Below are 14,478 nucleotides of genomic sequence, written 5' to 3'. Positions count from 1 at the left end.
ATCAGTACTGCTGGCTATCAACAATAATCAAACCAGCATACTTTTTAGGACATCATCAAAGAAAGATGCCTATGAAAATAGTGAATGCAGGTTCTAAAATGCTTTGTGTTGATTGATTTAAAACTGGGCAAGCTCAAACATCAAGATGTTGGACAAATGGACACCTTATGTACGCCTAGTACAACGAAAAATACAAAGCCGAAGACGATAACCCCACCATTGGTTTAGTTTTGTGCAGCGAAAAAAGCAAAGCCGTGGCACGTTACTCGGTTTTAGCCGACCAAAAACAGCTTTTTGCCGTCAAATATTTGCCCTATTTGCCAAGCGAAGAAGAATTGCAAATGGTGTTGGCAGCGCAGCGAGCAGAAGCGATGAAACGATTGATTGAGAAAGAATAGGCAGCCTGAAAAATGATTTAAATACAAAAAACAGCCGCCCATGACGAAGACAACGCCCAATGTCAAAAAGAACTTTTTAATATTGTAGAAACCATTTTTAAGAGAACCTACCATGCAATTCCCCCACTCATGGCTAACCCAACACGCCAATCCCAACCTATCCCCCGACCAACTCGCTCATCTGCTCACCATGGCAGGCTTGGAAGTGGAAGAAACCACGCTTGCCGCGCCTGCGTTTAGCGGCGTGGTGGTTGCCGAAGTGAAATCGGTGGAAAAACACCCCGATGCCGACCGCCTGAACGTTACCCAAGTGGACGCAGGCACAGGCGAGCTGCTGCAAATTGTGTGCGGTGCGCCCAATGTGCGCGTGGGCATAAAAGTGCCGTGCGCTTTGGCGGGCGCGGTGCTGCCTGAAAATTTTAAAATCAAGCCCACCAAAATGCGTGGCGTGGAATCCAACGGAATGTTGTGTTCTGCCAAAGAGTTAGGCAACGATAACGGCGTAAACGGCTTGTTGATTTTGCCCGATGATGCGCCCGTAGGCATGAATATCCGCGATTATTTGGACTTGGACGACACGCTGTTCACGCTGAAAATCACGCCTAATCGCGCCGATTGTTTGAGCATTAAAGGCATCGCCCGCGAAGTCGCCGCGCTCACGGGTTGCGCGTTTAGGCAGCCTGAAATCCAGCAAGTGCCTGTTTCATCAGCTAAAACGCAAGCGGTTCAGATTGCTGCGCCCGATGATTGCGGCGTGTTTTTCACGCGCGTGATTGAAGGCGTGAACGCGCGTGCCGCTTCGCCTGCTTGGCTGGTGCAACGCTTGGCGCGGTGCGGCATTCGCAGCGTGTCCGCGCTGGTGGACATCGGCAATTATGTGATGCTGGAAATTGGGCAGCCGATGCACGTTTTTGATGCGGATAAACTTTCAGGCTGCCTAAACGTGCGCCGCGCCCAAAACGGCGAAACGCTGGCATGCTTAAACGGCAAAACCGTTGAATTAGCAGACAATACGCTGGTGGTGGCAGACGAAGCCGCCGCGTTAAGCATCGCGGGGCTAATGGGCGGCACAGCCAGCGCGGTGTCGGACGACACACAAAACATCGTGCTGGAATCGGCATGGTTCGCGCCCGACATCATCGCGGGCAAATCGCGCCAATATGGCTTTGGTTCGGACAGCTCATTCCGCTTTGAGCGCGGCGTGGACACGCAAATCCAGCGCGATGCGATTGAACGCGCCAGCGAATTGGTGTTGCAAATTTGCGGCGGCGCAGCGGGCGAAATCGTGTCGGCAAGCGGTAGGCAGCCTGAAAACCATACGGTGAACGTGCGCACGGCTCGCGTAGCAAAAATTTTGGGCGTGGACATCAGCGCGGCACGCATCGGCGAAATCTTGCGCGGCTTGGGTTTGCAGCCTGAAACCACCGCAGACGGCTTTACCGTGCGCTCGCCCAGCTTCCGCTTTGACATTGAAATTGAAGCGGATTTGATTGAAGAAATCGCCCGCGTGCACGGCTACGAAAATATCCCAGACGACCGCACATCGAGCAAATTGGCGATGCTTGCGCTGCCCGAAACGCGCCGTTCCCGCGCCGCGATTTACCGCAAAATGGCGGAACGCGGCTTCCAAGAAGTCGTGAGCTATGCCTTTGTAAACGAAGATTGGGAGCGCGATTTTGCCGCCAACCCATCGCCCGTGCGCCTGCAAAATCCGCTGGCGGCGCAGTATAGCGTGATGCGTTCCACGCTGATTGGCGGCTTGATTGAAATCCTGCAAAACAATTTGAACCGCAAACAAAGCCGCGTGCGCGTGTTTGAAATTGCACGGATTTTCCGCGATGAAACGCCCAATGGGCAGCCTGAACGCATCGGCGCGTTGGTGTACGGCAGCGCGTTGCCCGAGCAATGGGGCGCAGCGGCGCGGGCGGCAGATTTTTATGACGTGAAAGCCGATGTGGAAAGTTTGTTGGCGGGCAAAACGGTGGAATTTGTCCGCGCGGAACACCCTGCCCTGCACCCAGGGCGTAACGCGGAAATTCGCGTGGACGGCGCAGCGGTGGGCTTTATCGGCGAATTGCACCCGCAATGGCTGCAAAAATACGATTTGCCACAAGCGGCGTTGGTGTTTGAACTGGATATGGCGGTGGTGTTGGCGTGCGAGAAAATGCGCCACCAAGCGGTGTCCAAATTCCAGCCCGCGCGGCGCGATTTGGCGTTTGTGTTGCCCGAAGCGGTATCGTATGCCGAGCTAGAAGGCAGCCTGAAAACGGTAAGCAGCCCGCTAATCCGCGAGATTGCGCTGTTTGACGTGTATCGCGGCGCAGGCCTGCCCGAAAACACCAAGAGCATGGCAGTAAAAATTATCCTGCAAAGCAACAGCGAAACGCTGACCGATGAAGCGATTGAGCCGATTGTGGCGAAGCTGATTGCAGCGGCGGAAACGGTGGGGGCGGAGTTGCGTTAGAGATTTTGCACCATAGGATAGCGGCAGCCTGAAACGTTGTGTCAAGCATTTTTCAGGCTGCTTTTTGTGTAAAGATGAAAATTTTATCCCACTATTCTCTTGATTTTTAATACATTATTTAAGATAATCCGCGCTTAATTTTTAAAACACAAAGGTAACAAAAAAATGACTCTCACCAAGGCAGAATTGGCCGATATTTTGGTTGAAAAAGTAAGCAGCATCAGCAAACACGATGCCAAAGAAATCGTAGAACTATTTTTTGAAGAAATCCGCACCACATTGGAACGCGGAGAAGAGATTAAAATTTCAGGTTTTGGCAACTTCCAACTGCGCGACAAACCACAACGCCCAGGGCGCAACCCCAAAACAGGCGAAGAAGTCGCCATCACCGCCCGCCGCGTGGTAACGTTTCACGCCAGCCAAAAACTGAAAGGCATGGTGGAGCATCTACATGATAAATAACGCAAATTTGCCTACCATTCCCGCCAAACGCTATTTCAGCATCCTCGAAGCCTGCCAGCTTGCGGGGATTGATGTGGAGCAGTTGCACGAATGGCAGCAGCAAGAGGGCAATGTGCTGGGCAAAGGCGCAAACACGCTCACACGCTTGGATGTGATTAAGCTGCGCCAGTTGAGCCACAGCATCAGCGATTATTTTGCGCGCGGCGCATTGGACTGCCACGGCAATCCTGTGATAAACGCGGATGAAATGCGCGATGAGTTGGCTTTAATACTGGCAAAAATTGATACCGCGCTTGCCAACGAGCGATAATTTGCTTATAATGCGCGTCTTTCAGTCGGAGTGTGGCGCAGTCTGGTAGCGCACTTGCATGGGGTGCAAGGGGTCGAAGGTTCGAATCCTTTCACTCCGACCAAAAATACAAAAGCCTAGCTTGTTAACGAAGCTAGGCTTTGTTGTTTGTTTAAGGCAGCCTGAAAACGAGTCTTCAAATGCTGGTTTTAGTTCACTAAACCCGCTTCGCTCGTTTTCAGGCTGCCTTTTATCCGCCCTACTCCGCTTTCAATCTACTCAAAAAGCTCTTCGTGCGTTCATGCTGCGGGTTGGCGAACAGGGTTTCGGGCGAGCCTTGTTCTACAATCACGCCGCCGTCCATCACCACCACCACATCGGCAACGTCCAGCGCAAATTTGATTTCGTGGGTTACCACTATCATCGTCCAGCCTTCGTTGGCAAGGGCTTTCATGGTGTTGAGCACGTCTTGCACCAGCTCGGGGTCTAGCGCGGATGTGGGTTCGTCAAACAGCATCAATTCAGGCTGCAATGCCAATGCTCGGGCGATGCCTACGCGCTGTTGTTGCCCGCCCGATAGTTGGTATGGGTATAAATCGGCTTTGTCTGCCAGCCCAACTTTGGCGAGCAGGGCTAGGGCTTCTTCGCGGGCTTGCGCTTTGGGCTTGCCTTGCACTTGCACGGGGGCTTCCATGATGTTTTCCAACGCGGTTTTGTGTGGGAACAGGTTGTATTGCTGGAACACCATGCCTGATTTGCGGCGCAGGGCAAGGATGTCTTTTTTGCTGTGTTGCGTGGCGAAATTGATGCTGACGATGGGCTCGCGCTCAAAGCAGATGCTGCCTTGCTCGGGCACTTCTAGCGCGTTCAGGCAGCGCAGAAAGGTGGTTTTGCCTGAGCCTGATGGCCCGAGTATCACCACCACTTGCCCTTTGGCGATGTCTAAATCTACGCCGCGCAGGATGGTGTTGTTGCCGAAGGTTTTGTGGATATTGCGGATTTGTATCATGGTGATGCTTTCGCGGCTGCAGTATGAATAGGCAGCCTGAAAAGGTTGAATGAATAGTTTTCAGGCTGCCTATTGATGCTTAGGCAGCCTGAAAAGGTAAACCAGCTTGTGCTGTGTATAAAAGGCAGCCTGAAAACCTGTTACCTTGCCACATGGCGGTCAAAATGTTTTTCCAGCCGCGCTTGGATAACAAACAGCACCCAGCAGAACAGCCAGTACACCAAGCCCACTTCAATGTAAACGGGCAAAAAGTCGTAAGACAAATTAGCGTATTGCTGGGCAACGCGGAATAGCTCGGTTACGGTTACAAACGATGCCAGCGATGTTTCTTTAAACAAGCCGATAAACGAGTTGCTCAACGGCGGCACAGCAACGCGCAAGGCTTGCGGCGCAATGATGCGGCGAAAGGTTTGCATATAGGTCATGCCGATGGAAAAGCCTGCTTCCCATTGCCCTTTGGGCACGGACAAAATCGCCGCGCGAACGGTCTCCGAGCCATACGCGCCCACATTGAGCGAGAAGCCGATGACGGCGGCTGGGATGGGGTCTATAAACACATTCATCGCGGGCAAGCCGTAGAACACGATGGCAAGCTGCACCACCATCGGCGTGCCGCGAATAATGGAGATATACACCTTCAACACCGCCAACACGATGCGGTGCAACCAGCCGCCTTTGGGCATCACGCGCACGAGTGCCACAGCGGTGGCAATCATCATGCCAAACACAAATGATGCCAAAGCCAGCGGCACAGAAACCATAAAACCCGATTTCACCAACGGCACAAACGCGTCCATCATCAACTGGGCGCGTTGCGGGGTCATAAAGGGCAGATTTTGCAGGAAATTATTTAACACTGATGTCTTTTCCGAAGAATTGTTCGCCTAGTTTTTTCAATGTGCCATCGGCTTGCAGCTCTTTCATCGCACCACTGAATTTGGCGACGGCTTCATCGTTGCCTTTGTTCACAATCAAGCCAGAGCCTACGCGCTCTTCTTGGGGCGCGTGCCACACGATTTTCACGTTGGCATTGGCGTTTTTCTTCAAATAATCCAACACGGCAAGCTCATCGTTAAGCGTGGCATCGGCGCGTTTTTGTTCAATCAGCGTGAGCGATTGCGCCAAGCCATCCACGGGCACAAGCTCCGCGCCTGCTTCTTTGGCTTTTTCGCCAAAATTGCTGGTGAGCGATTGCGCGGTTTTCACGCCTTTAATATCGGCGGGGCTTTTGATTTTGTTGTCGTCTTTGCGCACCACCAACACCGCGCCGCTCCAACTGTATGGCTCGGATTTGTCAAAGGTGGCTTGGCGTTCGGGCGAAGTTAAGCCCACTTGGTTGGCAACCACGTCAAAGCGTCCTGCTTTTAGCCCTGCCATCATGCTGTCCCATTGGGTTTCTTTAAATTCTACTTTGATGCCCAGTTTATCTGCCACGGTGCGGGTTACTTCTACATCGTAGCCTGTGAGTTTGCCGTCTTTGTCGTGGTAGGTGAAAGGCGCGTAGGTGCCTTCTGTGCCTACGGTAATCGTGCCTTTGTTGTTGATGCGCTCTATCAGGCTGCCTTGTGGATTGGCGGCGGGGGCGGCGGCGGATACGGCGGCTGCGCTGGCAGCTTGGCTGGCTACGGGCGCGCTGCTGGGGCTGGCGGTTTGGGCATTATTGGCGGATTCGCCACCGCAAGCGGCGAGCAGCAACAGGGCGGCGGCGGAAAGGAGTGTTTTGGTCATGATGGGTGTCCTATTGTTAATAAGAACCCATGTTCATAAGCAGCATAGCCAAGTTTTTATTCATTTTGGTGCGGATACAAGGCGAGTTTCAAGCCAATAGCGAGACTATTGGCGCAGGAACTCAACGCCGTAGCCGTGCCAAAAGGGATAAAAAAATGGCTATGCTGCTTGTGAATATGGATTCTAATGTAAAGTGGCGCATTCTACTTTAAAAACGGCGTTTGCCAAAGAATTGCGGGTTATATCTGTTAGATGGTTTTCAGGCTGCATCTGTTGCAAACGCTATCGGCTGTTTTCAGGCTGCCTAAATAGATGCTGTTTTAGGCAGCCTGAAACCTTGTTATCATTCTGTTTTTTGTTATGGGACAACGGATAATGCAAGAAATCGCTACCAATGAGCTTAAAGGCAAACGCGGTTTGCAGCGGGTTATCAATGCGGCGGGCTATTCCAAAGATGGCTTGGCGGCGGCGTATCGCCATGAAGCGGCGTTTCGGCAGCTGGTGTGGCTGCACGCGGTGTTGTTGCTTGCGGTGTGGTGGCTGGATGTTGAGCCTGCTGTGCGCATGGTGTTGGTATTGGCTTCGTTTGTTTCGTTGATTGTGGAATTGTTGAATTCGGGCATTGAAGCGGTGGTGGACGATATTTCGCTGGAAATTCGCCCGCTGGCAAAACGCGCGAAAGACGTGGGCTCGGCGGCGCAAATGTTGGCTTTAACGCTGCTGGCGATTTTATGGACGATGGCGTTATGCGCGTAAACATAAAATGGGAGACGACCGAGCTGCCTGCGTTTCGCGTGATGGGCATGGCGATACCGATTAGTTTTAGCCGCGAAGCGCAGGATATGGCGTTGGCGTGGGAACGCTGGCATTCAGGCAGCCTGAAAGATGCTTTGCCTGCGTTTAGCCGCAGCGTGTATGTGCTGCGCCATTTGTATCACGCTTCGGGCTATATTTTGCTGATTGGGCATTTGGCCAGCACCGATGCGCCGTTGCCCGATGGCGCGTGCGAATGGATTGTGCCGCCGCAGGTTTACCAAGTCGCCACGTTGCCCGACGCATCGCATCACGCGGCGGCGCAGGCTTGGCAGCAAGCGGCGGCGTTGCCCGAGCGGCGGTTGGACACGGATTTTGCCAGCTATCCGCAGCACGGCGCGAGTAGGGTTTATGTGGGCGTGGCGGGGGATGTGGCGATGGCGGAAGAGCGTTGGGATGATTAGAAACTGTATTCACTATTTTCATAGGCATCTTTTATGCCCTAAAAACGTGGCTACTGCGTTAAAAATGCTCGCAAGGTGTCCAACCTTGCTGTGCTTTTTGCCTTGTATCCGCGCTTTTATGTCATAAAATCTGCCTATGGAAATAGTAAATACAGGTTCTCAGGCTGCCTTAATCCTCAGCACAATAGGCAGCCTGAAAACATCAAATCACCCCGTTTACATCTGCACCACACCGCCACAATCCATTTTAGCTTCGCTCAACTCCGTTTCAGGCCGCCCTTATCCCCCACCCAATAGGCAGTCTGAAAACCCAAAACACAAGGACATCCCCATGCCAACCCTATCCCCCCTATTCGCCCCCGCCCACATCGCCATCATCGGCGCATCCGACCGCATCGGCAGCATCGGACGGCAAGTCTATACCCAGCTCGCTGCCCTGCCCCAATTCCAAAGCGTCATCCCCATCAACCCCAACCACAAAACCATAGGCGGGCAAAAATCCTATGCCAACATCAGCGAAGCCCACGCCGAGCAACCGCTGGATTTAGCCATCATCGTCCTGTCTGCCGACAAGCTCGCCAGCATCATCCGCGAAGCCGCCAAAATCCACCTGCGCCACCTTATCCTGATTAACGAGCTAGACTCCGCCCCCGCCGCATGGCACAACAAACTCAACCGCGCCGCCGAAGCCGCCCGCAAAGCCCAAATCAACCTAATCTCCCTGCCCAGCAACAGCCTAGCCGAACTCTTCAAACAGCCCAAACACACGCCCAAAGCCTGCGCCTACATCGGACAATCCACCAGCATCGCCGACTGCGTTGCCCGCTACGCCCAAGAGCGCGACATCACATTCAGCCGCTTTCTCACCCTAAACACCCACAACTACCCCGTGAGCACAGGGCAAATCATTGACCACATCGCCGCCGAAAACAGCAGCACCGCCCTGCTGGTGCACATCAGCACGCTCAACGACAACCTGCGCGAGCTCATCAGCGCACTCACCGCCGCCGCCCGCCGCAAACCCGTGGTCGTACTCATCACCCTACACGACACCAACCCCCAAGCCGAAGCCTTGCTACTGCAAGCCCTAGAACGCCAACACATTCTCATCGCCCACACCCTAGAACAATTTTTCAGCGCAGCCAAACTCATCCACACAGGCATCATCGGGCGCGGCAAACGCATCGCCATCATCAGCAACAGCCCCCAAATCAGCACCCTTGCGCTCAAAACCCTACACCGCAAAACCGACCTGCAACTCGCCGAACCCCAAGCCCACACCATCCGCAGCATCAGCAAATACCTGCCCTACAAACCCAGCCACCACAACCCCCTTTACCTGCCCACCGATGCCCTGCCCCCCGCTTTTCAGGCTGCCACCGCCCAATACCTGCAAGACGACCACATTGATGCCATCTTCATCATCTACGCAGGGCAAAACACCGCCGAAAGCCACCAAGTTGCACAAATGGTTTCCGCACTGCAAAAAAACAGCCGCAAACCCCTGCTGCTCGTGTGGCTCGGCAGCGCAGACACCCCCCAAGTCCGCGCCCTATTCAACCAACGCAAAACCCTACACTTCAAGCAGCCTGAAAGCGCATTGCAAGCCCTTGCCCAGCTCAATCTCTACCACCATCACAACCAACAACGCCACCAAACCCAGCCCCCACACAACTACGCCCAAGCCGCCCGCGCCGCCGAAGAACTGCACAAACACATCCGCCCCCTGATACCCGTTGCCGTCCTGCCCGCCACCCGCAATAACAGCAACGCCCTGCTCGCCGCACTAAACCTAACCCCCAGCAGCGACACCCCCGCGCTACAACTCACATGGGCGCGACAAGAACCCATCGGGCAAACCCTAACCCTAGCCACCGCCAGCCACAGCATCAGCCTACTCCCCCCCATCCAACCCACCGCCCTAGCCCACGCCCTAGCCCAACTGCAACTCCCACCCGAGCCATGGCAAGACTGGCTACTCAACACCAGCGACACCCTAGCCCAACTGCCCGAAATCCACGACCTAACCCTGCACCTAACCAGCCCCCGCCACTACCACAGCATCAAACTCAACCTACAAGACCCCAACAGCTTTTCAGGCAGCCCCAACATTCTCGCCCCCATCCCCCCCGCCCAGCACACCATCGCCCTGCGCAACGGCGACACCGCCATCCTACGCAGCGCACGCAGCGAAGATGCCCCCCTAATCCAACAGCTTATCCAAGCCCAAAGCGAACACAGCCGCTACACCCGCTTCATGAGCAAAGCCAGCGAAGCCCCCCCCGCCCTGCTCGCCCAACTCGCCAGCCCCGACTACCACCGCGACCACGCCCTAATTCTCCACACCAACAGCCCCCAGCCCACCCCCTTAGCCCACGCCAACTACATCGCCGACCCCATCCCAACAAGCTGCGAATTTGGCATCATCATCGACGACAAACTACAAGGGCAAGGCATCGGCTACCAACTCATGACCCACCTTATCGCCCACGCCAAAGCCCAAGGGCACACCCTAATGCGCGCCGAAATCCTTGCCGACAACCACCCCATGCAAAAACTCGCCCTAAAACTCGGCTTCACACTCAACAAACACCCGCATGACAACGGACTGGTGGAAGCCAAATTGCATTTGATGTGAACAGATTCTCAGGCTGCCTAATTAGGCATAGCGTTGTAAACCCAATAAGCAGCCTGAAAAAACCGTTAGGACGGACAACTCACTTGCTCCCCCCCAAAAAAACCAACACAAACAAAAGGCAGGCAATAAACACCCGCCTTATTTCTCAACAACACACAATGCAGCCTGAAAACGAGCGAAGCTAAGAACCTGTATTCATTCACTATTTTCATAGGCATCTTTAATGCCCTAAAAACGCGGCTACCGCGTTAAAAATGCTCGCAAGGTGTCCAACCTTGCTGTGCTTTTTGCCTTGTATCCGCGCTTTTATGCCATCAAATCTGCCTATGAAAATAGTGAATACAGGTTCTAAAATCAGCATCCAAACCCATTTTCAGGCTGCCTTATTCACAATCTCGCCAGCATCGTCAAAGCCTCCGCCAAGCCATAAGCCCCGTCAATTCTCTGCTGTTCAAACACTATCATATACGCATAGTTACGCCCGTCGCCCAAGCTGCGGCAGGCGTTTTCCCATGCTTTGCCGAGACGAATTTTGGCGGCGCTGTCGCTGCCGTCGAGCTGGTCGCCTTTGGTTTCCAGCAACACCAGCGTGCCGCGTGCGGTCATCAGCACAAAATCGGGATAGTGGTTGATAAAGCCATTGATATAAAAGCCTTTTCGGCTGTCGTTTCTGTGCCACCATTTCAGCGAAACGGCTTCATCGGCAAGGATTTTACGCAGCATTTCGGCTTCAAAGCCGTTCATTTCGCCTTCCCGTTTATACAGGCTGTTGGAAATTTCCAGCGGATGCAGCCTGTTGGGGTTGATGCTTGGCGGCAGCGGGTAATGCGGGCGGATAACGATGTCGCGGGTTTGCAGCCCTTTATCAAACTCGGTTTCGGCATAGGCAGCGGCGAGGATGTCTATTTTGCGTTTGATTTCGGTGAAATACTGCGGCGTGTGGTTGAAACAATGCTCGCGCCGTTCGGCATCCATGTCTTCGACAATACGGCTGAGATATTTGCGGATTTCGCCGTCTTCTATGGGGTAAAACGCTTTTCTGCCGTCCAGTTCAAACAGCTTTTGCACCAGCTGCGCCTGCTGGGTGGGCGCGGACTGTTTGGCAAACATTTTCATAAAATGCTGTTTGTCGCTGCCTTTCATCGGCTGGAAGCTAATACGGTCGTTTTGGTCGGTATCGCCCAGCCAAACGAAGCTATCCATGCTGCCGAAAGAGATGTTGGAATCGCATTTGCCCAGCGCAAAACCTTGCAGCAGGTTGGCTTTGTCCAGCAGCAGGGCTTCGCCACCGCCGAACAGCCCTTGCGAATACTGAGTAAACACAAACTGTGGCAGCCTGAAATCCGCCAGCTCTTTTGCAAATTCGGGGCGTATGGCTTGGGTGTTCATTTTGTCTTTAATCTCCTCGGGCGGCTGTTGCTGCGCTTCGTTTTTCGCCGCCTGTTCGGCAAACGCCTGTCCTGCGGCGGCAGCCTGCTGTTGCAGGCGGGCTATGTGTTCTGCAACGGGATTTTGGTTTTCAGGCTGCCTTTCGGTCGTCTCCTGCACGCCGTTATCCGTATCCGCGCTTGTTTCAGGCAGCCTGAAATCTGCGGGGATGTTCAGGCGGAAACAGTCGTCATCCTGCGCTGTCTCCCCAGTCAAATCAAACTCAGGCTGCGCCGTTGCGTTTTCAGGCTGCCTGTTGTGTTCAGACGGCGCGGTATCTTGCTCCACCGTTTCTGCTATGCGGTAATCGCGTTCGCTGAAACCCGCCTTGTTCAAGCCCTCCGCTACCTTGCCGAGTGTGTGGTCAAACTGTTCGGACGAGGTAAACACATAGCTGATATTCAAATCCGCCAAAGCATGGTTGTGGGCATAAGGCTGGCGCAAAATCCGCCCGACAATCTGCGTAACATCGGTTTCAGACGAGCGGTTCGCCAAACTGGCGAGAATGTAGGCAAACGGGCAGTCCCAGCCTTCTTTGAGCGCGTTTACCGTAATCACAAAGCGTATCGGACATTCGGGAGAAAGCAAGTTTTGGTTTTTCAACTCGTTGATGTCGGCGGTTTTGATGGCGATGTGTTCGGGCGCAATGCCCAGTTTCGTCAAATCGCGTTTCACTTTGTCAAATGTTGCCTTGTCGTCTTTGCTTTTCGGCTCGGCTTGAAACAGCACAATCGGGCGGATATACGCGCCGCCCTGTTTTTGCGCCCCTGCCGCCACTCGTTCCAAATTCGCCCGCAGCGTTACCGCCGCCATCAACACTTCGTTCTGTGTGCGCTGGCGGCTCACAATCACGGGCAGTTTTACCATCTGCTCGTTTTTCAAGGCACTCGCGCCCACATAGCTGATGATGTTGCTGGACTCGCGCGGCGTGGCGGTGAGTTCCAGTACAAAACACGGATTCAGGCTGCCTATCATATCCAGCGACAAGGGCGTGGCGGCATTATGGCTTTCATCCACCACAATCATCGGGTTCAAACCGCGCAACACATTAATCAACGCCGTTTCATCGTATTCGGGCAACAGGTTTTCAGGCTGCCTTTCAGACGACACCATGCCGGCAAACGAAGCCAGATTGCCGTTTTCGCGAAACGCCCGCAGCGTGTCTTTGCTGCGCCCTTTCAGGCTGTCAAACGTCATCACCAAAACAGAAACGCCGCTTTGCACCGTATCCGCGTCAAAACCGTTGCCGCGCAACACGTCTTCCTTGTCAAACACCTGCACGCGTCCGCCGAAATCCGTGTTCAGCCGCCTGCGGTAAGGATGCTGCACATCGTGCAGATTTTTCAGCGTTTGCGACAAAATCGCTTCTGACGGCACAAGCCACACCACCATTTGCGGCGGCTGCCGCCCGTAGTGCGAACGCGCGTCAAACACGGGTTTCAGCGCATTGACTGCCAAAAACGTTTTGCCGCCCGCAGTCGGCACTTTCAAACACACATTCGGCACGCCGTCCAATTTGTCGCAATACGGCGTGATTTTGTCCGCCGCCATGCTCTTATTTTGCCAATATTCGGCAAACACATTTTTCAGGCTGCCTGAATCGGGGCGCAGCAGGCAGTCCAAAAACGCCTGCAAATCGTCCATCACGCGCTGCTGGTATTTTTTCAATTCCATAATTCAAATCCTGATGTTTCTTTTCAAACGCTGCCGCCTTCCGCCGTCATTTCCGCGCAGGCGAGAATCTTACCTGATGCTAGAAAATATTCGAAAAAACAATCTATTGAGTGAATTTAACCAAGATTCCCGCCTGCGCGGGAATGACGGAGCTTACTGTTTCTTGCTGTATTTCAAGTTCGCAAAGGTTTTCGCCTGCCCAACAATGCGGCGGCGGCGTGTTTACAATTTGGAAATATCGCGCGGAATGCGCTTGAAGATAATGCCGAGCTGTTTCATCTGCTCGTCTGAAAGCAGCGTGCGGTCGGCATAGACCACCCAGCGTTCGGGATTTTCAGGCAGCATTTCGGTGTGTACCGTCTGCAAAAACGGCAAACTCAAATCCGTAGCGCGGTCAGGTTCGTAGTGGAACAGATAGCCCGTGCCGTTGTTTACGCCCAAGAAATACGGCGAAACAGGATTTTCAGGCTGCTTTTGGTTTTCAGGCTGCCTTTCGCATTCGGGCAACGCCGATACGGGCAAACCCTCGGTATAGGCGATATAGCGGCGCACAGCGGCAACAGGCGCGGCGGGGTTGAGATTGCGTTCCGCGTCAAACAGCGCGTCGCCCACGCGGTAAAACGCAAAACCGCCGCCCGTGCCGCCCTGTGTTTCAGGCTTGCTGCCGTAGCCGTTTATCACGCGGCGGATACGTTCGGCGGTGGTTTGTTCCGCGTAGTCCATCAGTTCCACGCAGACAAAACGGCGATTACCACCATCGCGTTTGTTTAGATTCAAAACAGCATGGGCGGTTGTGCCGCTGCCTGCGAAGGAGTCTAGGATGATGGCGTTGGGGTGGGCGGCAATGGTTAAGATGTATTCCACTAGCTCGGCAGGCTTGGGCGTATCAAACACTTTTTCGCCGAAAATCTGCATCAATTCTTTGGTTGCGCCTGTGGCGGTATTCAGATGCGCCCACACCGTAAACGGATTTTGCCCTTTGCTTTGCGCTTCGCTTAAAAAACGTTTGTATTGCGGTTTGCTGTTGCCCGTTTTGCCGAACAGAATGCGGTTATCCGCTAAGGCAGCCTGAAATTTGTCTTCGGAAAAACGCCAACATCTGCCCTTAGGCGGATAAAAAATTTGGGGCTGTCCTAGATAACTCAGGAAATTCACATTAAGTTAGAATTTC

General features: G+C 53.7%; 11 protein-coding genes, 1 tRNA gene and 1 pseudogene. 8 read left to right on the top strand and 5 right to left on the bottom strand.

The genetic code is table 11. The features are described from left to right. Positions 1-194: 194 nt before the first annotated feature. The 5 genes and pseudogenes from Q4A85_RS12185 to Q4A85_RS12165 form a co-directional block, all read left to right on the top strand. Positions 195-398: pseudogene (locus Q4A85_RS12185) on the top strand (PDDEXK nuclease domain-containing protein); the annotation flags it as partial. A 112-nt stretch (positions 399-510) separates the two neighbouring features. Beyond that, positions 511-2,862 carry a phenylalanine--tRNA ligase subunit beta gene (pheT, locus tag Q4A85_RS12180; protein WP_303110736.1) on the top strand — a complete coding sequence of 784 codons (2,352 nt, stop codon included), beginning with the start codon at positions 511-513 and terminating at the stop codon, positions 2,860-2,862. Positions 2,863-3,027: 165 nt separating this feature from the next. Beyond that, positions 3,028-3,324 (top strand): integration host factor subunit alpha, encoded by a 297-nt coding sequence (locus tag Q4A85_RS12175; protein WP_040559049.1) that lies wholly within the window; start codon positions 3,028-3,030, stop codon positions 3,322-3,324. Further along, entirely contained in the window at positions 3,314-3,634 is a 321-nt protein-coding gene (locus Q4A85_RS12170) for a hypothetical protein (RefSeq protein ID WP_303110733.1), read from the top strand. The genes Q4A85_RS12175 and Q4A85_RS12170 overlap by 11 nt, the downstream gene beginning before the upstream one ends. A 26-nt stretch (positions 3,635-3,660) precedes the next feature. Further along, positions 3,661-3,737, top strand: a tRNA-Pro gene (locus Q4A85_RS12165). 135 nt (positions 3,738-3,872) lie between these two features. Here the strand turns inward: Q4A85_RS12165 and Q4A85_RS12160 are convergent. The 3 genes from Q4A85_RS12160 to Q4A85_RS12150 all read right to left on the bottom strand — a co-directional run bounded on the left by Q4A85_RS12160 (position 3,873) and on the right by Q4A85_RS12150 (position 6,350). After that, positions 3,873-4,622 carry an amino acid ABC transporter ATP-binding protein gene (locus tag Q4A85_RS12160; RefSeq protein ID WP_303110731.1) on the bottom strand — a complete coding sequence of 250 codons (750 nt, stop codon included), beginning with the start codon at positions 4,620-4,622 and terminating at the stop codon, positions 3,873-3,875. A 140-nt stretch (positions 4,623-4,762) separates the two neighbouring features. Further along, entirely contained in the window at positions 4,763-5,479 is a 717-nt protein-coding gene (locus Q4A85_RS12155; protein ID WP_303110729.1) for an amino acid ABC transporter permease, read from the bottom strand. Further along, positions 5,469-6,350 carry an amino acid ABC transporter substrate-binding protein gene (locus tag Q4A85_RS12150; protein ID WP_303110728.1) on the bottom strand — a complete coding sequence of 294 codons (882 nt, stop codon included), beginning with the start codon at positions 6,348-6,350 and terminating at the stop codon, positions 5,469-5,471. The genes Q4A85_RS12155 and Q4A85_RS12150 overlap by 11 nt, the downstream gene beginning before the upstream one ends. Before the next feature lie 375 nt (positions 6,351-6,725). On the opposite strand from Q4A85_RS12150, the gene Q4A85_RS12145 reads away from it, so the two are divergent. From Q4A85_RS12145 to Q4A85_RS12135, 3 genes are all read left to right on the top strand, one after another. Further along, entirely contained in the window at positions 6,726-7,106 is a 381-nt protein-coding gene (locus tag Q4A85_RS12145) for a diacylglycerol kinase (RefSeq protein WP_303110726.1), read from the top strand. Beyond that, entirely contained in the window at positions 7,082-7,567 is a 486-nt protein-coding gene (locus Q4A85_RS12140; protein WP_303110725.1) for a hypothetical protein, read from the top strand. The genes Q4A85_RS12145 and Q4A85_RS12140 overlap by 25 nt, the downstream gene beginning before the upstream one ends. 136 nt (positions 7,568-7,703) lie before the next feature. Next, positions 7,704-10,205, top strand: a complete 2,502-nt coding sequence (locus Q4A85_RS12135) for a GNAT family N-acetyltransferase (RefSeq protein WP_303110723.1) — start codon at positions 7,704-7,706, stop codon at positions 10,203-10,205. A 387-nt stretch (positions 10,206-10,592) separates the two neighbouring features. Here Q4A85_RS12135 and Q4A85_RS12130 read toward each other — a convergent pair whose 3' ends face one another. Beyond that, positions 10,593-13,307 carry a DEAD/DEAH box helicase gene (locus Q4A85_RS12130; RefSeq protein ID WP_303110721.1) on the bottom strand — a complete coding sequence of 905 codons (2,715 nt, stop codon included), beginning with the start codon at positions 13,305-13,307 and terminating at the stop codon, positions 10,593-10,595. A gap of 222 nt (positions 13,308-13,529) precedes the next feature. Beyond that, complete coding sequence (locus tag Q4A85_RS12125; protein ID WP_303110719.1) at positions 13,530-14,462, bottom strand: DNA methyltransferase; 933 nt, start codon at positions 14,460-14,462, stop codon at positions 13,530-13,532. Positions 14,463-14,478 lie beyond the last annotated feature (16 nt).

It is taken from the genome of Kingella sp. (in: b-proteobacteria) (assembly GCF_030527935.1).
In the GTDB taxonomy this organism is placed as follows: Bacteria; Pseudomonadota; Gammaproteobacteria; order Burkholderiales; family Neisseriaceae; genus Kingella_B.
Note: the sequence above shows the minus strand (reverse complement) of the source record. Positions and strands in the feature narration are given on the sequence as shown.